The sequence below is a fragment of the Pseudomonas sp. B22129 genome (assembly GCF_044218875.1).
Classification (GTDB): domain Bacteria; phylum Pseudomonadota; class Gammaproteobacteria; order Pseudomonadales; family Pseudomonadaceae; genus Aquipseudomonas.
On record NZ_CP162592.1, the window covers coordinates 260,661 to 279,361 of the forward strand.

General features: G+C 62.1%; 17 protein-coding genes. 10 read left to right on the top strand and 7 right to left on the bottom strand.

The genetic code is table 11. The features are described from left to right. Nucleotides 1–8: 8 nt before the first annotated feature. Entirely contained in the window at nucleotides 9–821 is an 813-nt protein-coding gene (locus AB4P94_RS01180; RefSeq protein WP_395609070.1) for an SDR family oxidoreductase, read from the top strand. Here the strand turns inward: AB4P94_RS01180 and AB4P94_RS01185 are convergent. Then, nucleotides 818–1,675 (bottom strand): LysR family transcriptional regulator, encoded by an 858-nt coding sequence (locus tag AB4P94_RS01185; protein WP_395609071.1) that lies wholly within the window; start codon nucleotides 1,673–1,675, stop codon nucleotides 818–820. The genes AB4P94_RS01180 and AB4P94_RS01185 overlap by 4 nt on opposite strands. 113 nt (nucleotides 1,676–1,788) lie before the next feature. On the opposite strand from AB4P94_RS01185, the gene AB4P94_RS01190 reads away from it, so the two are divergent. Continuing rightward, a complete protein-coding gene (locus tag AB4P94_RS01190; RefSeq protein ID WP_395609072.1) occupies nucleotides 1,789–2,970 on the top strand; it encodes an MFS transporter in 1,182 nt (393 codons plus the stop codon). Beyond that, nucleotides 2,967–3,368: a DUF4440 domain-containing protein gene (locus AB4P94_RS01195; RefSeq protein WP_395609073.1), complete on the top strand. Its 402-nt coding sequence runs from the start codon at nucleotides 2,967–2,969 to the stop codon at nucleotides 3,366–3,368. Before AB4P94_RS01190 ends, AB4P94_RS01195 begins: the two co-directional genes overlap by 4 nt. 120 nt (nucleotides 3,369–3,488) lie before the next feature. Here the strand turns inward: AB4P94_RS01195 and AB4P94_RS01200 are convergent, their stop codons facing one another. The 4 genes from AB4P94_RS01200 to AB4P94_RS01215 are packed head-to-tail and all read right to left on the bottom strand — an operon-like array spanning nucleotide 3,489 to nucleotide 8,249. After that, nucleotides 3,489–4,349, bottom strand: coding sequence for an efflux RND transporter periplasmic adaptor subunit (locus tag AB4P94_RS01200; protein ID WP_395609074.1), 861 nt, complete (start codon nucleotides 4,347–4,349; stop codon nucleotides 3,489–3,491). 10 nt (nucleotides 4,350–4,359) lie between these two features. After that, a complete protein-coding gene (locus AB4P94_RS01205) occupies nucleotides 4,360–4,560 on the bottom strand; it encodes a DUF1656 domain-containing protein (RefSeq protein WP_395609075.1) in 201 nt (66 codons plus the stop codon). Beyond that, nucleotides 4,550–6,727 (bottom strand): FUSC family protein, encoded by a 2,178-nt coding sequence (locus AB4P94_RS01210; protein ID WP_395609076.1) that lies wholly within the window; start codon nucleotides 6,725–6,727, stop codon nucleotides 4,550–4,552. Before AB4P94_RS01210 ends, AB4P94_RS01205 begins: the two co-directional genes overlap by 11 nt. A 10-nt stretch (nucleotides 6,728–6,737) precedes the next feature. Next, nucleotides 6,738–8,249 (bottom strand): efflux transporter outer membrane subunit, encoded by a 1,512-nt coding sequence (locus AB4P94_RS01215; protein WP_395609077.1) that lies wholly within the window; start codon nucleotides 8,247–8,249, stop codon nucleotides 6,738–6,740. Between the two features lie 182 nt (nucleotides 8,250–8,431). Here AB4P94_RS01215 and AB4P94_RS01220 point away from each other — a divergent pair, with 182 nt between their 5' ends. The 5 genes from AB4P94_RS01220 to AB4P94_RS01240 all read left to right on the top strand — a co-directional run bounded on the left by AB4P94_RS01220 (nucleotide 8,432) and on the right by AB4P94_RS01240 (nucleotide 13,016). After that, nucleotides 8,432–9,391, top strand: a complete 960-nt coding sequence (locus AB4P94_RS01220) for a LysR family transcriptional regulator (protein WP_395609078.1) — start codon at nucleotides 8,432–8,434, stop codon at nucleotides 9,389–9,391. 215 nt (nucleotides 9,392–9,606) lie between these two features. Next, on the top strand, nucleotides 9,607–10,581 hold the full coding sequence (locus AB4P94_RS01225) for a 2-hydroxyacid dehydrogenase (protein WP_395609079.1): 975 nt from the start codon (nucleotides 9,607–9,609) through the stop codon (nucleotides 10,579–10,581). 194 nt (nucleotides 10,582–10,775) lie between these two features. Continuing rightward, nucleotides 10,776–11,678 (top strand): chemotaxis protein CheV, encoded by a 903-nt coding sequence (locus AB4P94_RS01230; RefSeq protein WP_395609080.1) that lies wholly within the window; start codon nucleotides 10,776–10,778, stop codon nucleotides 11,676–11,678. A 3-nt stretch (nucleotides 11,679–11,681) separates the two neighbouring features. Further along, nucleotides 11,682–12,164 (top strand): GNAT family N-acetyltransferase, encoded by a 483-nt coding sequence (locus AB4P94_RS01235; RefSeq protein ID WP_395609081.1) that lies wholly within the window; start codon nucleotides 11,682–11,684, stop codon nucleotides 12,162–12,164. 108 nt (nucleotides 12,165–12,272) lie between these two features. After that, entirely contained in the window at nucleotides 12,273–13,016 is a 744-nt protein-coding gene (locus tag AB4P94_RS01240) for a YkgJ family cysteine cluster protein (protein ID WP_395609082.1), read from the top strand. Nucleotides 13,017–13,035: 19 nt separating this feature from the next. On the opposite strand, the gene AB4P94_RS01245 is transcribed toward AB4P94_RS01240, so the two are convergent. Then, on the bottom strand, nucleotides 13,036–13,818 hold the full coding sequence (locus AB4P94_RS01245; protein WP_395609083.1) for a transporter substrate-binding domain-containing protein: 783 nt from the start codon (nucleotides 13,816–13,818) through the stop codon (nucleotides 13,036–13,038). A gap of 167 nt (nucleotides 13,819–13,985) precedes the next feature. Further along, on the bottom strand, nucleotides 13,986–14,219 hold the full coding sequence (locus AB4P94_RS01250; RefSeq protein WP_395609084.1) for a hypothetical protein: 234 nt from the start codon (nucleotides 14,217–14,219) through the stop codon (nucleotides 13,986–13,988). A gap of 213 nt (nucleotides 14,220–14,432) precedes the next feature. Between AB4P94_RS01250 and AB4P94_RS01255 the strand changes: the two genes are divergently transcribed. Both AB4P94_RS01255 and AB4P94_RS01260 read left to right on the top strand, forming a co-directional pair. Then, nucleotides 14,433–15,599, top strand: coding sequence for an efflux RND transporter periplasmic adaptor subunit (locus AB4P94_RS01255; protein ID WP_395609085.1), 1,167 nt, complete (start codon nucleotides 14,433–14,435; stop codon nucleotides 15,597–15,599). After that, nucleotides 15,596–18,697, top strand: a complete 3,102-nt coding sequence (locus AB4P94_RS01260) for a multidrug efflux RND transporter permease subunit (RefSeq protein WP_395609086.1) — start codon at nucleotides 15,596–15,598, stop codon at nucleotides 18,695–18,697. Before AB4P94_RS01255 ends, AB4P94_RS01260 begins: the two co-directional genes overlap by 4 nt. The last annotated feature ends 4 nt before the right edge of the window (nucleotides 18,698–18,701 follow it).

An 18,701-nucleotide genomic window follows, 5' to 3' on the forward strand; every position in this document is an offset into this window, starting at 1 on the left:
ATTGACCCATGCCCAATGTACTGATCACCGGCTGTTCCAGCGGCATCGGCCGTGCCCTCGCCGACGCCTTCAAAACTGCAGGCTATGACGTGTGGGCCAGCGCCCGCCGCCCCGAAGACGTCGCCGGCTTGTCCGCCGCCGGCTTCAACGCCGTGCAACTCGATGTCAACGACAGCGCCGCCTTGCAGCACCTGGCCGAGCAATGGGGCGAGCTGGATGTGCTGATCAACAACGCCGGTTATGGCGGCATGGGCCCGCTGCTCGATGGCGGCACAGACGCAATGCAGCGCCAGTTCGAGACCAACGTGTTTTCCATCGTCGGGGTGACCAAGGCGCTGTTTCCGGCGCTGCGTCGTGGCAAAGGCCTGGTGGTGAATATCGGCAGCGTTTCCGGAGTGCTGGTCACGCCGTTTGCCGGCGCGTACTGCGCGTCCAAAGCGGCCGTGCATGCGTTGAGCGACGCGCTGCGCATGGAGCTCGCGCCGTTTAGCATCCGGGTGATGGAAGTGCAGCCGGGTGCCATCGACACAAGTTTCGCGAAAAATGCCGGGGCCCAGGCCGAACTGCTGATCAACGAACAGTCGCCCTGGTGGCCCTTGCGCGAAGGCATTCGTGCGCGCTCCCAGGCTTCGCAAAATAACCCGACCTCGGCCGACCAGTTTGCGGCGCAGGTACTCAAGGCCGTCCAACAATCAAACCCTCCTCGACTGTTGCGCGCGGGCAATGGCTGTCGGGCGTTGCCGCTGATGGCCGCCTTGCTGCCCAAGGGCTTGCTGGAGAAGGTGTTGAAGAAACGCTTTGGGCTCGCCGGCTCGCTCTAACCCTTCATAAAATCAATAAACGCCCGCACCTTCAGCGGCAAATGTCGGGTGTCCGGGTACATCGCGTAAACCCCTTGCGCGGCGAAGCGATGGTCCGGCAGCAGGCGCACCAACCGCCCCGCCTCCAGATCCGCCTGCACCAGCCACTGCGGCAGCACCGCCACGCCGTGCCCGCGCACGGCGAAGGCCTGGAGCACGGCGGCGCTGTCGGCGACCAGCGCGGTTTGACCGACGCGGTATGGATGTTCGACGCCAGAGGGGTCGGTGACTGCCAGCTCCGTCAACCTGCCGTGCCCCAGCCTCGGCACCTGCTCCAACTCATCAAGCGTTTTAACCCCGGCAAACACTGGCGCTGCGACGGCGAACACGTGGAATGTCGATAACTGCACCGCGCGGTGATTGGAGTCCAGCAAGCGGCCCAGTCGAATCGCCACGTCAAAACGCTCGGAGATCAAATCCGCGTGGGTCGAGGATGTGGATAAGTGAATGTTCAAATCCGGGTGCAGGCGACGGAACGCCTCAATCGCCGGCGCCACCACCGCCAGCGCGTATTCCACTGTGGTGGTGATGCGCAGCGTGCCCTTGAGCTGGGCGTGTTCCGAGCGGGCCTCTTCCACCGCCAGTTGTGCCTCTTCCAGCACCCGCGTGCAGCGTTGGTAAAACCGCTCGCCTGCATCGGTGAGCGCCAACTGGCGCGTGTTGCGGGTCAGCAGCGTGACACCCAGCTCGGCTTCCAGGCGCTTGAGATTGAAGCTGACCACCGCGCGGGTCTGGCCCAGGCGGTCGGCGGCAGCGGTGAGCGAGCCAGCCTCGACCACGGCCTTGAAGGTGTCGAATCGGTCCAGGCTGACCATAGGCCGCGCCCTCCTTTGTCAAAATATTTTTGACAAACTAACAGGAGAACCGCTGTATCCCAAACGTCGCTGCACGCCTACCCTGCCTGCTCAACCCGCAGGATCGCCTTCCGATGACCTACCCCGCAAAAGTCGCCTGGATCTTTTTACTGGGCTTCGCCCTCGACCTGGTGAACATGTTTGTCGCCACGGTCGCCTACCCGGATATCGCTCGCGAGTTGCACGCTTCAGTCACGCAACTGGCGTGGATCAGTAACGCCTACATGCTTGGCCTTACGCTGATTATTCCGTTAAGCGTGTGGCTGGCGGCGATCATGGGCGAGCGCCGTCTGATCGGGGCGAGCCTTTTGCTATTTGCGGGCGCATCACTGATGGTCGGCCAGGCCGCTTCAATCGAAGCGCTGATCGGCTGGCGCGCCGTACAAGGGTTGGGTGGCGGTTTGTTGATCCCCGTGGGTCAAGCGATGGCTTACCGGCAATTTCCGGCGGCACAGCGCAGCCATCTGACGGCGCGGGTGATGTCGGTGGCGCTGCTGGTGCCGGCGTTGTCTCCAGCGCTGGGTGGGTTGATCGTCGACAGCGTGTCCTGGCGCTGGATCTTTTACGCCAACCTGCCGCTGGCGCTGTTCACGTTGCTGCTGACGATGCTGTGGATAAAACCCGATGTGCCTGCGGCTGTACGCCCCAGCCTGGATCTTGGCGGTATTTTCACTCAAGCCCGCAGCCCGATGCTGCGCGTCGCGATGCTTATTTACTTGTTCATTCCCGGCGTGTTTATCGGCACCAGCCTGATCGCCATCCTCTACCTGCGCGGCCTGGGTTACGACGCCACGCGCACCGGCGCCTTGATGTTGCCCTGGGCGCTGGCGTCGGCGCTGGCGATCTTCCTCAGCAAAAAACTGTTCAACCGCTGCGGCCCAAAACCCTTGCTGTTGGCCGGTATGGTGTTGCAATGCATCGGCATCCTGTTGCTCAACACGGCCTTGATCATTCCCGCCTACCTGTTGATGGGCCTGGGCGGCAGCCTGTGCAGCAGCACGGCGCAAACCCTGGCATTTCTCGACATTCGCGCCGAGCGCATGGGCCACGCCAGCGCCTTGTGGAACATCAATCGGCAAATCAGCTTTTGCCTCGGCGCCGCCGTGCTCAGCGCGTTGCTGTCGGCCTTGGATTCTTTCGCCATAACCTTCACGATAGCCGCAGCCCTGACACTGCTGCCCCTTTTCGCGGTGCTGCGCCTGGACGCTTCCAGAGTACGGACACTGCTTCACCCTGCCAGCGAGCCCCAACGATGATTGATTACAGCGATTTTTTTGAGGAAGTGATCCAGACCCACGTCGAGATCGAACAGTGGTTCGCCGGGGTTGCGCCTGAAGGCACCTTGCAGAATCTGCTCGCGCGGTTCTCGCCGGAGTTCAGCATGGTTGCCCCCGCCACGGGCACGCGGGTGAATGCAGCCGGGGTGAACGCCTTGTTCACACGCCTGGGCGGCATGCGCCCGGGGTTGAAAATCACCTTGAGCGAAATGGCCGGGATCGACCGGCATGCGCGCGGGGCGACGGTGACGTATCGCGAGCATCAGATGGATGACAGCGGTACGCAGACCGACCGGCGCGCCACGGTGGTGTTCGAGAAACAGGCCAGTGGCGCACTGCTGTGGCGCCATTTGCACGAGACCTTCATCAAGGCCTGACGCAGTCAAAAAAATGTGGGAGCTGGCTTGCCTGCGATAGCGGTGGGTCAGCCACAAATACTTCAACTGACAGCCCGCAATCGCAGGCAAGCCAGCTCCCACACGAGCCTGCTCCTGCAGTTAGATTGGTGTTGGGTTGACGATCACGGTGCAGGTGATGCCCGCCGCCAACAGCACGCCCTGTGGCACTTCATCAATGTGAATGCGCACCGGCACGCGCTGGGCCAGGCGCACCCAGTTGAACGTCGGGTTCACATCGGCGATCAACTCGCGGCTCTCGGGGTTGTCGCGGTCGTAGATACCACGTGAGATGCTTTCCACATGGCCCTTGAGCGTCTCACCGCTCATCAATTGCATATCGGCTTTGTCGCCGACGTTCACATGGGGCAGTTTGGTTTCTTCGAAAAAGCCATAGACCCAGAATGAGTTCATGTCGACCACGGCCATCTTGGCTTCGCCGATGCGCGCGTAGTCGCCACGGTGCACATTCAGGTTGGTGACATAGCCGTCCACCGCCGCCACCACTTGCGTGCGTCTCAGGTTCAGCTCGGCCGCTTCCAGCTGGGCCAGCGCGTGCTGGTAATCGGCCAAGGCTGCGTCGGCGATGTTACTGGCATCGTCGCGGTTTTCCTTCGAGATCACCAGCGCATCAAGGTCAGCACGGCGGTGGGCGTTGACCTTGCGCATCTCCCAGGTGGCTTTGCGTGACGCCACGAGCGACTGGGCTTGTTTGACGGCAATGCGGTAGTGCTCGGGATCAATCTGCATCAGCAGGTCGCCCTTCTTCACCCGTTGGTTGTCGCGCACTGGTACGTCGACCACTTCACCTGTGACGTCGGCGGCCACATTGATGATGTCGGCGCGAACGCGGCCATCGCGGGTCCACGGGGTTTCCATGTAATGCACCCACAGCGTGCGGCCAATCCAGATCGCCAAGGCCAGTACCAGCAAGGTCGCAAGCAGGCTGAAAAACTTTTTCATCGGGGCATTCTCAACGGTAGACGGTCAGCGCCAGCGCGCCGAACAGGCAAACGAACAGGCTCAGGCGCAGCAGCGCCGGGTGCCAGAAAAAACGGTACAGGTCGAACCCTGCCAGGAAACGGTCGAGCGCCCAGGCCAGGGCGGCCGCGATGAAAAACATCAGGGTCATGGTCGGCATGTACACGCCGTGGAAGGCGATTTCACGGGGCATGCGGGGCTCCTTTGAGGGCCGCGAGTGGCGATTGCGGGTCCAGCAACGAGGTACGGATAAAGTGCAGGTAGCTCTTCACGCGGCGCAGCGCCGAGGTGTCGAAGTGCGGCGCGAAGGGCTCGTCGGTGGCCTGCACGCGGCTGATCGCGTGGTCAACGGCAATCAGGGCGCGTTCCAGGTTGCTCGCGCTGGGTTGCAGGAACAGCCGCACCAGCGAGCGGCCCATCACGCGGATCGCCTGGCGCCACGGCTGGGATTCGGCATACGCCGGGTGCACCGGCAAAATTGCCTGTTCCTTGCGCAGTTCGATGATCGCGTGGCCGACTTCCAGCACCACAAACATCCAGCGCAGCAGGTCGCGCTGCACTTGCGGCTGGCCGACGGCGAGGCCGTAAGCCTGGTGCAGCAAGTCGCGGGTGCGGCTTTCGAAGCTTGAGGCCAAGCCCTTGAGCTTGCCGCTGATGGCGTACACCACCTGCTCACGCAGATCCTGCTCCAGGCGACGCCACAACCAGCGGCTGTTGGGCGGCAGAATGATCGCCCCCGCCGCCGCGCACACCAGCATGCCGATGACCATGGCGATGTAGTCGTTGATGAAGGTGTAAGGGTTGTAGACCGTGAGGTTGTCCGGTACCGAGCCGGTGCTGAAGAAGATCAGCAGCCCCACGCCGACACCCGCGTACTGTGGGCGTGAAGCGAGGAAAGAGCCGAAGACGATCACCGGCGCAAGCATCACGCACAGTAGCGGGAAGCCGTCGATCCACGGGAACACGAAGAACATCTCGACGAACCCCACCAGCGCGCCGATCAAGGTGCCACAGGCCATCTGAAAGGCCATGCGTTTCGGGTTCGGCGTAGCGGCAGACAGGCCCACGGTGGCGGCGGCAATCAGGGTCATGGTCGCGCCGCTGGGCCACGCAGTGGCAACCCAATAACTGCCGAGCACAATCAGGATGAATGACGCGCGAATACCCGACGCGGCGCAGGCCAGCCAGTTGGTTTTCGGGGTAAAGGTTTCGTCCCACTGCTCGCGCTCGTGGCGGTGGTCTGCCAGCGACGCATGGGTTTGTGCGTAGTTGTGCAGGTCGTCGACGAAGCGGTAAAGCAGCTCGTAGGCGGTGTGAAAATCCAGCTGCTCGGCTTCGTTGGGGTCACCTTCCTGGAAGGCCGTGCGCAGGGCACGCACCTTGGCGGGCAAGCCGTCCTTGTAGGCGGTGAGTTGGGCCACCAGCCTTGCGGCGTCGGGGCTGGTAAGGGCGCGACCAGAGAAACCATCGAGCAGTTCGGCCAGGCCCTGCAGGCCGGGCTTGATTGCAGCGACCACGTGGTCAGCCGCATCGGCGCGCAAGCGTTCGAGCAACTGGTGCAACGCGTTGAAGCGCGTGGTGATGCTCATGAATTCGCTGTTGAGACGGCTGAGGCGGCCATTGCGCCGACGCATGTGCGGGTCCTCGAACACCGTGAGGCTGCGCAGCCCTTCCAGGCCCACGGCTTCGGCGATAAAGCGCACGTTGCTGGCCTCGAACGCTTCACGCCCGCTGCGCCCGCGCAGGCCGTCGGTGACAAACAGCGCGAACACGCCAAAACGCTGGTACAAGGCGTTGCGCATGGCAGCGCTGGACGTCTGCGGCAGGATCGCGGCGCTGACCAGGGTGGAGCAGAGAATCCCCAGGGAGATTTCCAGTACGCGCCACACCGCGGCCATAAACGCCCCGTCCGGATGCGCCAGCGCCGGTAAACCGACCATGGCCGCCGTGTAGCCCGCCAGCACGAATCCATAGGCGCGAAAGTTGCGGTTGCGCGTCGCGCCAGCGGTACAGATACCGACCCAGATGGCCAGCGCGCCAAGGAACAATTCAGTGTTTTGCGCAAACAAGGCAATTAAAAACACCATCACCGCCGATCCGGCCAGAGTGCCGAGGAAGCGATAAAAACTCTTGGCGAACACCTGGCCGCTCTGGGGCTGCATCACAATAAAGACGGTGATCATCGCCGTGCGTGGCTGCGGCAGCTCAAGGCGCATGGCCAGCCACAACGTGAGGAACGCGGCGATCAGCACCTTGAAGATATACACCCAGGTCACGCCGTCGCTGCGTGCCCAGTCGAAAAAGCCACGGCGCCACTCAAGGGAGTAGAGCCACCGCAGCGGTGCAGGCAAGGGAGTCATCGAAACCTGCTCAGTGATCAAACACGGCCAGCGCCGCCGAGGTTTTGCTCGGCAGGGTTTTGGCGTCTTGTGGGGCGTCTTTACCGGCGCCGAGGCCGCCGCCCAGCGCGGTGACGAGTTCGGCGTGGGCACTCAATCGCGCGGCCTGCACTTGTTGCTCGATTTGCTGCTGATGGAACAGCAGCGTCTGGGCGTTCAGCACATTGAGGTAATCGGTGAGGCCGCGCTGGTAGGCGATCATCGCAATGTCGTAGGTTTTCTGCGCCGAGGCCACGGACTGCGCGGCGAAGGCCGACTGCTTGTCCATGGATTCGCGGCGGATCAACTGGTCGCTGATGCCCTTGAGTGCATTGATCAGCGTCTGGTTGTAGCGGGCGACCGCGATGTCATAACCCGCACTGGCCTCGCCTAGTTCTGCACGCAAACGGCCGCCGTCGAAGATCGGCAAGGTGATCGCCGGCCCCACGTTGTAGTTGAATTTCTTGCCCGCCAGAAACTCCAGCATGCCGCCGCCGGTGGCCATGTAGCCGAGGCTGCCGACCAGATCGACGTTGGGGTAGAAACCGGCATGGGCCACATCAATGCCACGGGCTTGCGCCGCGACCTGCCAGCGGCTGGCGACCACGTCGGGGCGCTGGCCGAGCAACTGCGCGGGCAAGCTCGACGGCAATTTCAGCGGTGCTGCGAGGGACAGGCTCGGTCGTTGCAACTGCGCGCCCTCCCCCGGGCCTTTGCCGGCCAATGCCGCGAGCTGGTTACGGGTCAGGGCGATTTCTTCGTCGAGGGCGTCCAGTTGGCGGTGGGTTTCCGGCAACGGGGTTTCGGCCTGGCTGACGTCGAAGTGCGTGCCGATCCCGGCGTTCAGGCGTTTGTTGGCCAGGTCCAGGATCTGCTGTTGCTGGGCCAGAGTGGCGGCAACGATGTCGCGGTTGGCGTAGTGCAACGACAGCTGAATGTAGGCGCGCACCACGTTGTTTTGCAGTTCGAGCCGGGCCTGGCGCGCTTCGGCGGCGCTCATGTGGGCAAGGTCCACGGCGCGCTCGGTGGTGCTACTTTCACGCCCCCAGAGATCGAGGGCGTAGCTCAGGCCCAGTGACGCATTGTTGTCCCAGGTGTTGGCACCGCTCAGTTCGCCAGGGCCGTAAAACTGATCTTTCGGCCAGCTGTGGCGCTTGAGGGTGGTGTCACTGTTGATCTGCAACGACTCAGCCGACTCGGCAACCCCGGCCAGGGCCCGCGCCTGGCGCACACGCGCGGCGGCCATGGCCAGGCTCGGGCTGTTTTGCGTGGCGAGCTCGACCCAGCGGTTGAGTTGCGGGTCGCTGTAGGCCTGCCACCATTGCGCGGTGGGCCAGTGGGCGTCTCTGGCGGCGCTCTGAATCGCTTCGTCGGTGGCCAGTTGGTTGGCGTTGAGGGCCTGGCCCTGGGGGGCGATCCCTGCGGTTCCGATGCAGCCGCTGATGGCTAACGATAGAGCCCAAACACTGAGAGTCTTCAGCTCTCTGCTGATGCGACGCGGCACGGCAAGCGAATTCCTGAGAGGGTGATGCGGGAAAGGTGGCGCAATTCTAGGCGGCGCCATGGAGGACGATAAGCTGGCATTCCTGTGAATCTTTGTTACCGTTCAGGCGATAATCCGTTGGTAGGGATCACTGGACGGCGTAACTTTCTGTCACAATTTGTTATCTCCCCTGAGAACACTCCATGGACACTTTGCAAAACATGCGCGCCTTCAGTTGTGTGGCCGAAGCCGGCAGCTTCACCGCCGCCGCCGTGCAACTGGATACCACCACGGCCAACGTCTCGCGCGCGGTCTCCAACCTGGAGGCCCACCTGCAAACCCGCTTGCTCAACCGCACTACCCGCCGTATCGCGCTGACCGAGGCCGGCAAGCGCTATTTGCTGCGCTGCGAGCAGATCCTGGCCTACGTCGAGGAGGCCGAGGCCGAAGCCAGCGATGCCCATGCGCGCCCGGCCGGGCAGTTGAAAGTGCACACCATGACCGGCATCGGCCAGCATTTCGTGATCGACGCGATTGCCCGCTACCGCCGCACCCACCCAGACGTGACCTTTGACCTGACCCTGGCTAACCGCGTGCCGGACCTGCTTGACGAGGGCTACGACGTGTCCATCGTGCTGGCCAGCGAGTTGCCGGATTCGGGGTTTGTCTCCCAGCGTTTGGGCATCACCTACAGCATCGCCTGCGCCTCACCGGATTACGTAAAAGCCAAAGGCTGCGCACAACGCCCGCAGGACCTGCTCAACCACGCCTGCCTGCGCCTGGTGAGCCCGGTGATCCAGCTGGATAAATGGACCTTCAACGGCCCCGAAGGCCAGGAAAGCGTGGCGATCAACACCTCGCCGTTTTTGGTCAACTCGGCTGACGCGATGAAAACGGCGATCACCAGCGGCATGGGCGTCGGCCTGCTGCCCGTGTATGCGGCCATCGAAGGCCTGCGCAATGGCACCCTGGTGCGAGTGATGCCGACTTATCGCTCGCAAGAGCTGAACCTGTACGCCATCTACCCGTCACGCCAATACCTGGATGCGAAGATCAAGACGTGGGTGGAATACTTGCGCGGTTCGTTGCCGGAGATTCTGGCCGCGCATCAGGCGGAGTTGGCGGCGTATGAACTCAGTGGCGGCGTGCGCTTGGTCAACTGATTTCTGACCTTCAACACAGATCACCTGTGGGAGCGGGCTTGCTCGCGAAGGCGGTGGGTCAGCCTATACATTCAGTGACTGACACACCGCCTTCGCGAGCAAGCCCGCTCCCACATTTTTTACTGTGCCCACATGGAATGAACGGTGCCCTGACAATCACCTTCAGGAATGTTAGCGTGCCTCGCATTCTCCCGTAGTCGATGAGCCCGCCTGCCATGAAAAAGACTGTCCTCGCCTTCAGCCGTGTCACCCCGCAAATGATCGAACGCCTGCAACAGGATTTCGAGGTGATTTCGCCCGATCCCAAGCGCGGGGACATCAATGCCCAGTTCAATGAAGCCCTGCCCCATGCTCACGGCCTGATCGGTGTGGGCCGCAAGCTCGGCCGCGCGCAGCTCGAAGGGGCTAGCAAACTGGAAGTGGTGTCCAGCGTGTCGGTGGGCTACGACAACTACGACGTGCCGTACTTCAACGAGCGCGGCATCATGCTCACCAACACCCCCGACGTACTCACCGAAAGCACCGCCGACCTGGCCTTTGCCCTGCTGATGAGCAGCGCACGCCGGGTGGCCGAGCTGGACGCCTGGACCAAGGCCGGCCAGTGGAAAGCCAGCGTCGGCGCACCGTTGTTTGGTTGCGATGTACACGGCAAGACGCTGGGCATCGTCGGCATGGGCAATATCGGCGCCGCCGTGGCCCGGCGTGGGCGCCTGGGTTTCAACATGCCGATTCTGTACAGCGGTAACAGCCGCAAGACTGAGCTGGAACAGGAACTCGGCGCGCAATTTCGCAGCCTGGACCAGTTGCTGGCCGAGGCGGACTTTGTGTGCCTGGTAGTACCGCTGAGTGAGAAAACCCGGCACCTGATCAGCACCCGCGAGCTGGGGCTGATGAAGCCCGGTGCGATCCTGATCAACATTTCCCGTGGCCCGGTGGTGGACGAGCCGGCGCTGATCGAAGCCCTGCAAACCGGGCGTATTCGCGGCGCCGGGCTGGATGTGTATGAGCAGGAGCCGTTGGCCGAGTCGCCATTGTTCCAACTGAGCAATGCCGTGACCTTGCCGCACATCGGCTCGGCAACGTATGAGACGCGCGAAGCCATGGCCAACCGCGCCCTGGAGAACCTGCGCAGCGCCTTGTTGGGCCAGCGCCCGCAGGACCTGGTGAACCCGCAAGTCTGGAAGGGCTGACATAATTCCCCTGTGGGAGCGGGCTTGCTCGCGAATGCGGTGGATCAGTAAATACATCTTTGACTGACCCACCGCATTCGCGAGCAAGCCCGCTCCCACATTAAGACCGCCCCCACAGAAAACCCGGTTAAAGCCTGGCGCCCTCAAGTCGATAACCTTCCATAGATGTCATCCCTGATCCACAGAAGGTTTTTATGTCCACCACCAAAGCCCGCGCAGATTCACTCTCGCTTCTGCTCTTTACCTTGCGCAGCGGCAAGCTGATGGCGATCAACCTGTTGAAAGTCAGTGAAATCATCCCCTGCCCGCCGCTGACCAAGCTGCCGGAGTCGCACCCGCACGTCAAAGGTATCGCCACCCTGCGCGGCGCTTCGCTGTCGGTGATCGACCTGAGCCGTGCCCTGGGTGAAATGCCCCTGCAGGACCCCAACGGCGGCTGCCTGATCGTCACCGACGTCAGCCGCTCCAAGCAGGGTTTGCATGTGCAGGCGGTGAGCAAGATCGTGCACTGCCTGACCACCGATATCCGTCCGCCGCCTTATGGTTCGGGCGGCAGCCGCGCGTTTATCACCGGTGTGACCCAGGTCGAAGGCGGCCTGGTGCAAGTACTGGACATCGAGAAAGTCATCCACGGCATCGCCCCGGCACCGATCGAAACGGCGCCCACTGACTTGACCATGGAAGAAGCTGAAGTGCTGGGCAACGCGCGAATCCTGGTGGTGGACGACAGCCAGGTAGCGTTGCAACAATCGGTGCACACCTTGCGCAACCTCGGGCTGACCTGCCACACCGCCCGCAGTGCCAAGGAAGCCATCGATGTATTGCTGGAGCTGCAAGGCAGCGCCGAACAGATCAACGTGGTGGTGTCGGATATCGAAATGTCCGAGATGGATGGCTATGCCCTCACCCGCACGCTGCGCGAAACCCCGGATTTCCAGCACCTCTATGTGTTGCTGCACACCTCTTTGGACAGTGCGATGAACAGCGAAAAAGCCCGACTGGCCGGGGCCGACGCGGTGCTCACGAAGTTCTCGTCGCCCGAACTGACCAAGTGCCTGGTCGTCGCCGCCCAAACCGTGGCGCAAAAGGGTCTGTAAGCGTTGGCCGAGTATTTCCAGCTACTGCGTCGCGACCTCACCGGCAGCCTGCCCGCGCCGCAGTGGCCAGCGAACATCCGGCTCGACCACTACCGCAACGAGCTGGCCCCGGCGATTCACGCGGTGCTGGCCCTGACCCAGGACCAGGGCGGCGGCCGTGTCGCAAGCCTGGATGAATGGCGTCAGCAGTTTGTCACCGATGCAGAATTCGACCCCACGCTGTGCCTGGTAGCCAGTGACGCCAGCGGTATCCTCGGCGTGGCCCAATGCTGGACCAGCGCTTTTATCAAGAACCTCTCCATACACCCCTGCGCCCAGGGCCAGGGGTTGGGCCGCGCCTTGCTGCTGCACACGTTCCAGGTGTTCAAACAGCGCGGCGAGCCTTATGTGGACCTCAAGGTGCGCGAAAGCAACCTGCGCGCCCGGCACCTGTATGAAAGCGCGGGCATGCTGTTTGTGCTGCGTGACCTGGTCCCCGAAGACTGACAGGCACTGGCGCATAACTTGCTTCCAGAGAGCCCGAGCGGTGAACAGAGGTAAAAACCCGTCACCGCTCATGAGCGCCCTCTGACCTTGCCTGGTGACAGATCCTCCATGAACACTCACTTTTCCTGCGTAGGCTGCGGCAAATGCTGCTCCGACCACCACGTGCCCCTGACCCTTGCAGAAGCCCGACAATGGGCGGCGGACGGCGGTAATGTCATCGTTTTGATCGAAGGTTTCCTCGCCAACGGCCTGGGTTTACCCCAGCAACAACGCGAACACGCCGAGCGCCGGTCGGTGGTAGTGCCCAGCGGCAATATCGAGGCGTTTGTGGCAATCACCTTTGCCGCTTACAACGCCGGGCGTTGCCGCAATCTTGACGCAGACAACCGCTGCGGCATTTATGAGCGCCGCCCGCTGGTGTGTCGCATCTACCCGATGGAGATCAACCCGCATATCCCACTCAACCCTGGCGCCAAGGACTGCCCGCCGGAATCCTGGGAACAGGGCCCGGCGCTGATCGTTGGCGGCGAGTTGGTGGACACGGAGTTGGCCGAACTGATCCGCCGTTCGCGCCAGGCCGACCGCGACGACGTGCAAACCAAGGAAGCGGTGTGCGCCCTGCTCGGCATTCACACCACGGCGCTCAAGGGCGATGGGTTTACCGCGTATCTGCCAGATATGAATGCTTTTGCGCAGGCAATCGAGCTGGCGATTGATCAACCGACCGAGGCCAACGAGTGGGTGTTTCATGTGTCGGGAATGGACATTGCCGAGCAAGTGCTTGGGGCCGGCGCCCGGATCGCAACCCAGGTGCCGGCCAACTACGCGTTTATTCCATTGCGGGCGTCTTAGGTCTACGCGCGATTGACCCTCACAGACCGGGAGGCGGCTCATCGAGGTTATAAGGCTGCAGGATTCGCTCGTATTCGCCGCTCTGCATCAGCTGTTCAAGCGCCCGGTTAAGCTCAGTGCGCAAGCCGGTATCGGGCTTGCGCACTGCGATGGCCACGCCGTCGCCCAACAGTTCGGCTGAAACGGCGGGGCCCAGGAAGCCGAAATCCTGGCCGCTGGCTGTGTCCAGCAGCGCCCTGCGAATTTCCACCGTGCCTTGCAGCGTCGCATCGATCTTGCCCGCCACCAGGCAGCGCATCAGTTCGTCATTGAGCCAGAAGCTCTTGACGATGACGCCCGCCGGCGCCCATTTCGAGTTAACGAACGCCTCGCGATTACTCCCCAGGAGTACACCCACCCGTTTGCCTTTAAGCGAACGTGCCGTGGGCAACAAACCTGAAGTCTTGCGAGCCACCAGCCGGGTGGTGAACGGATAGAGCGTGTCGGTGAAACTCACCCATTGACGCCGCGCGGAGGTACGGGCAATGCCCATGATCGCGTCGAACTGGCGCGCCTCCAGCGCCGCAAAGCTTTCGACGAGCACCTGATCGACCCAGGTGCAACGCACGTTGAGTTGTTGGCACAGGGCGTTGCCCAACTCGATGTTCAACCCCACCAGTTGCCCCTGCTGATTGCGGCTCTGGAAGGGTGGAAACTGCGCGGCGACAGCAAAACGAATTTCACCACGCGGCGGCTCAACCACCGCTGCGGCGTCCAGCGAAAGCAGCAGGGCAAATACTGCAAAGAGGCGTATCAGGGCCACGCAAGCACGTCCTTTTTCCGGAAAGATCAGCCTGACCACGCCCCGACGAACAATCACCAGGGCGAAGGAAAGGCTGTGCAGCTTTCAAGAAGCGGACGTAGACCTACAAGTCGAAAATTCAGCAGACGCTGTAGGCAGAGGCCGACACTGTGTGCCGATGGCTAGCCTCAGCGTTTACCCATCGAACGGCGAGTGCCCGGTGGGGCCATGCCTGGGGTCTTGGTGTGGCCGTTTTTCGCGCCGCCTTTGTACCAGGGCTGGCCAGCATTTTTGGCCCCGGCCAGTTCACCCGGCTTGAACGGAAACTTGAACGCCGGGATCTCGGCTTTTTCAACGCTTTCAGCGCTGGCCGGATCGACGAGGTCGGCCGCTTCAACAGGGGATTGTGTCGGGGAAGTCATGAAAGCTCCGGGGCATGCAAAAAATGAGGCGTGACCGGCTTGCGGGCCACACAGGCGCGCAGTATACCTGCGCCCTTCGGAACTTTTACCACCGCCTGTAGGAACATCAGGACTTTACTGACAGCGCCGTCAGATAGCGGTCACTGTGCTGACCGGATTGGCGGGTTATAAAGAGCCCCCTGACCTTCCAACCCCTTGCCCGGCGCCTCACCCATGCTTATTCAACGAAAAACCGTTCTGATCGTGGGAGCCCTCGTGGTACTGGCGGGTGCAGCTTGGGCGCTGACCCGCCCGGCGAAAGCCAAACTGGCAGCGCCAACGGCAGTCCCGGTGCGGGTGGTGAGCGTTACACAGCAGGACATCCCGCGGTATGTCAGTGGCATCGGCTCGGTGCTGTCGTTGCACAGCGTGGTGATCCGCCCGCAAATCGACGGCATTCTCACCAAGCTGCTGGTCAAGGAAGGCCAACTGGTCAAGGCCGGGGACCTGCTGGCGACCATCGATGACCGCTCGATCCGCGCCAGCCTCGACCAGGCCAAGGCGCAACTGGGCGAAAGCCAGGCGCAGTTGCAAGTGGCGCTGGTCAACCTTAAGCGCTACAAGGAACTGAGCATCGACGACGGCGTGTCGAAGCAGACTTATGACCAGCAACAAGCCCTGGTCAACCAGCTCAAGGCCACCGCGCAAGGCAACCAGGCGGCCATCGACTCGGCTCAAGTACAACTTTCCTACACCCAGATTCGCTCACCCGTCACCGGCCGCGTCGGTATTCGCAGCGTGGATGAAGGCAACTTCCTGCGTATGAGCGACACCCAGGGTCTGTTCTCGGTGACCCAAATTGACCCGATTGGCGTCGAGTTCTCCCTGCCCCAGCAAATGCTGCCGACCCTGCAAGGCCTGATTGCCGCACCTGACCGCACCAGCGTCGATGCCTACCAGGGTGCCGACACCGACGGCCAGACGGGCGACCTGCTCGGCGAAGGCCACTTGAGCCTGATCGACAACCAGATCAGTTCCACCACCGGCACCCTGCGCGCCAAGGCTGAATTCAATAACGCCTCGCAACGCCTGTGGCCGGGGCAACTGGTGACCATCAAGATTCAGACGGCCCTGGACAAGAACGCCCTGACAGTACCGCCAACCGTGGTGCAACGTGGTCTTGACTCGCATTTCGTGTACAGGGTCAACGGCGATAAGGTCGAGATCGTACCGGTGCAAGTGGCCTATCAAGACAGCGATGTGAACATCATCAAGGGTGTGAACGCCGGCGACGTGCTGGTCAGCGATGGCCAGTCGCGGCTCAAGGCCGGCGCCCAGGTGGACGTGCTCAAGGAGCCGCCGCAAGTAATCCAGACCGTCGATGCCAAGGTGCAGCCATGAGCACGCGAGGTTCGGTTTCCGCCTGGTGCATCGACCGTCCGGTCGCCACCTTGCTGCTGACGTTTGCTCTGGTGCTGCTCGGGCTGATTGCCTTCCCCAAACTGCCAATCGCCCCACTGCCGGAGGCGGAATTTCCGACAATCCAGGTGACGGCGCAGTTGCCCGGCGCCAGCCCCGACACCATGGCATCTTCCGTCGCCACCCCGCTGGAAGTGCAATTCAGCGCCATTCCCGGCATGACCCAGATGACGTCCAGCAGTGCCTTGGGTTCAAGCCTGCTGACCTTGCAATTCACCCTCGACAAGAGCATCGACACCGCCGCGCAGGAAGTGCAGGCTGCGATCAACACCGCAGCCGGCAAACTGCCCAGCGACATGCCAAGCCTGCCGACCTGGAGGAAGGTAAACCCCGCCGACAGCCCGGTGCTGATCGTCAGCGTCAGTTCCCATGACATGCCAGGCACAGAGTTGAGCGACCTGGTGGAAACCCTGCTGGCGCGGCAACTCAGCCAGATCGACGGCGTGGGCCAGATCAATATCACCGGCCAGCAACGCCCGGCCATTCGTGTACAAGCTTCGCCGGACAAACTCGCGGCTATCGGGCTGACCCTCGCCGATATCCGCCTATCGATTCAACAATCCAGCCTGAACCTGGCGAAAGGTGCGTTGTACGGTAAGAACAGCGTATCGACCCTATCGACCAACGACCAGCTGTTCCATCCCGATGAATATGGCGACCTGATCGTCTCCTACAAAAACGGCGCGCCGGTCCAGTTGCGGGACGTGGCGAAGGTGGTCAACGGTTCGGAAAATGCTTACGTGCAAGCGTGGGCGGGCGATACCCCCGGGGTCAACCTGGTGATCACCCGCCAGCCCGGCGCCAACATCGTCGAGACGGTAGAGCGCATTGAGGCTGAGCTGCCGCGCCTGCAAGCCATGCTGCCGGCATCAGCCCAGGTCAGCATATTGATGGACCGCACCACCACCATCCGCGCGTCGCTGCACGAAGTGGAAATGACCTTGCTGATCGCTATCTTGCTGGTGGTCGGCGTCATGGCGATTTTCCTGCGCCAATGGTCAGCGACGTTTATTGTGTCCAGCGTGCTCGGCGTGTCGCTGATCGCGAGCTTCGCACTGATGTACGTGATGGGCTTCAGCCTGAACAACCTGACCCTGGTTGCCATTGTGGTGGCGGTGGGGTTTGTGGTGGACGATGCGATTGTGGTGGTGGAGAACATCCATCGCCATCTCGAAACCGGTTTGGACAAACGTGAAGCGGCGATCCTCGGCGCCAGCGAAATTGGCTTTACCGTGGTGTCCATCAGCGTCTCGCTGGTCGCAGCCTTTATTCCGTTGCTGTTCATGGGCGGTGTGGTAGGCCGGTTGTTCAAGGAGTTTGCCTTGACCGCCACCTCGACCATCCTGATATCGACGGTGGTGTCGCTGACACTGGCACCCACCCTGGCCGCCCTGTTCATGAAAGCGCCGAGCCATCACGCCCATGACAACCCGGGGTTCGGCGAACGCTTGCTGGCGGGCTACGAAAGAACCCTGCGTCGAGCCCTCGCCCACCAACGCACAATGTTCAGTATATTCATGCTCACCCTGGGCCTGGCCGTGGCAGGCTACGTGTTTATCCCCAAAGGCTTCTTTCCGGTACAAGACACCGGTTTTATCCTCGGCACCAGCGAGGCCGCCGCCGACGTGTCCTACCCGGACATGGTTGCCAAGCACAAGGCGCTGGCAGAGATCCTCAAGGAAGACCCGGCCGTGCGGGCATTTTCCCATTCCGTCGGGGTGACCGGCAGCAACCAGACCATCGCCAACGGCCGTTTCTGGATTTCGCTTGTCGACCGTGGTGACCGTGACGTGTCTGCCAGCCAGTTCATCGACCGCATCCGGCCCAAGCTGGCCAAGGTACCTGGCATTGTCCTGTACTTGCGGGCAGGCCAGGACATCAACCTCAGTTCAGGCCCCAGCCGCAGCCAATATCAATACGTACTCAAGAGTAATGACGGCGAGACACTCAATACCTGGACCCAGCGCCTGACCGAAAAACTGCGCACGCTGCCGGCATTTCGCGATCTGTCCAATGACTTGCAACTGGGCGGCAGCATCACCCATATCAGTATTGACCGCCAAGCCGCCGCGCGCTTCGGCCTGACCGCCACCGATGTCGACCAGGCGCTGTACGACGCCTTCGGCCAGCGGCAAGTCAACGAGTTCCAGACCGAAACCAACCAATACCAAGTGGTACTGGAACTGGATACCCAACAGCGCGGCAAAGCCGAAAGCCTGAACTACTTTTACCTGCGTTCACCGCTGACCAATGAAATGGTGCCGCTGTCGGCGCTCGCCAGGGTGGATGCGCCCACGGTTGGCCCGCTGTCCATCAGCCATGATGGCATGTTCCCGGCGGCCAACCTGTCGTTCAACCTGGCACCGGGTGTTGCGCTGGGCGACGCAGTAGTGCTGCTCAATCAGGCGAAAAACGAGATCGGCATGCCGGCCTCGATCCTCGGCAATTTCCAGGGCGCGGCACAAGCGTTTCAGAGCTCGTTGGCCAGCCAGCCATGGTTGATCCTTGCGGCACTGGTGGCGGTCTACATCATTCTCGGCGTGCTGTATGAAAGCTTCGTGCACCCGTTGACCATCATCTCGACCTTGCCGTCAGCAGGGCTGGGAGCCCTGATCATGCTGTGGCTGCTGGGCCAGGACTTCTCGATCATGGCGTTGATCGGCCTGGTGCTGTTGATCGGCATCGTCAAGAAGAACGGCATCCTGTTGATCGACTTTGCCCTGGAAGCCCAGCGTGAGCGCGGGTTATCGCCGCGAGACGCCATCTTCGAAGCCTGTATCACGCGGTTCCGCCCGATCATCATGACTTCGCTGGCGGCACTGCTCGGCGCTCTGCCGCTGATGTTGGGCTATGGTGCAGGTGCCGAACTGCGCCAGCCGCTGGGTATCGCAGTCGTCGGCGGGCTGCTGGTGAGCCAGGCGCTGACGCTGTTCACCACGCCAGTCATATACTTGTACCTTGAGAAGTTTTTCCACAGGCCCACACCAGCACCAGCGCTGGCGACCACACACCAAGGCTGAGGCC

Excerpts from the sequence above, each read along its gene's own strand:
- AB4P94_RS01180 (WP_395609070.1), top strand. The coding sequence starts at position 9 with ATGCCCAATGTACTGATCACCGGCTGTTCCAGCGGCATCGGCCGTGCC.
- AB4P94_RS01185 (WP_395609071.1), bottom strand. The coding sequence starts at position 1,675 with ATGGTCAGCCTGGACCGATTCGACACCTTCAAGGCCGTGGTCGAGGCT.
- AB4P94_RS01190 (WP_395609072.1), top strand. The coding sequence starts at position 1,789 with ATGACCTACCCCGCAAAAGTCGCCTGGATCTTTTTACTGGGCTTCGCC.
- AB4P94_RS01195 (WP_395609073.1), top strand. The coding sequence starts at position 2,967 with ATGATTGATTACAGCGATTTTTTTGAGGAAGTGATCCAGACCCACGTC.
- AB4P94_RS01200 (WP_395609074.1), bottom strand. The coding sequence starts at position 4,349 with ATGAAAAAGTTTTTCAGCCTGCTTGCGACCTTGCTGGTACTGGCCTTG.
- AB4P94_RS01205 (WP_395609075.1), bottom strand. The coding sequence starts at position 4,560 with ATGCCCCGTGAAATCGCCTTCCACGGCGTGTACATGCCGACCATGACC.
- AB4P94_RS01210 (WP_395609076.1), bottom strand. The coding sequence starts at position 6,727 with ATGACTCCCTTGCCTGCACCGCTGCGGTGGCTCTACTCCCTTGAGTGG.
- AB4P94_RS01220 (WP_395609078.1), top strand. The coding sequence starts at position 8,432 with ATGGACACTTTGCAAAACATGCGCGCCTTCAGTTGTGTGGCCGAAGCC.
- AB4P94_RS01225 (WP_395609079.1), top strand. The coding sequence starts at position 9,607 with ATGAAAAAGACTGTCCTCGCCTTCAGCCGTGTCACCCCGCAAATGATC.
- AB4P94_RS01230 (WP_395609080.1), top strand. The coding sequence starts at position 10,776 with ATGTCCACCACCAAAGCCCGCGCAGATTCACTCTCGCTTCTGCTCTTT.
- AB4P94_RS01240 (WP_395609082.1), top strand. The coding sequence starts at position 12,273 with ATGAACACTCACTTTTCCTGCGTAGGCTGCGGCAAATGCTGCTCCGAC.
- AB4P94_RS01250 (WP_395609084.1), bottom strand. The coding sequence starts at position 14,219 with ATGACTTCCCCGACACAATCCCCTGTTGAAGCGGCCGACCTCGTCGAT.
- AB4P94_RS01255 (WP_395609085.1), top strand. The coding sequence starts at position 14,433 with ATGCTTATTCAACGAAAAACCGTTCTGATCGTGGGAGCCCTCGTGGTA.
- AB4P94_RS01260 (WP_395609086.1), top strand. The coding sequence starts at position 15,596 with ATGAGCACGCGAGGTTCGGTTTCCGCCTGGTGCATCGACCGTCCGGTC.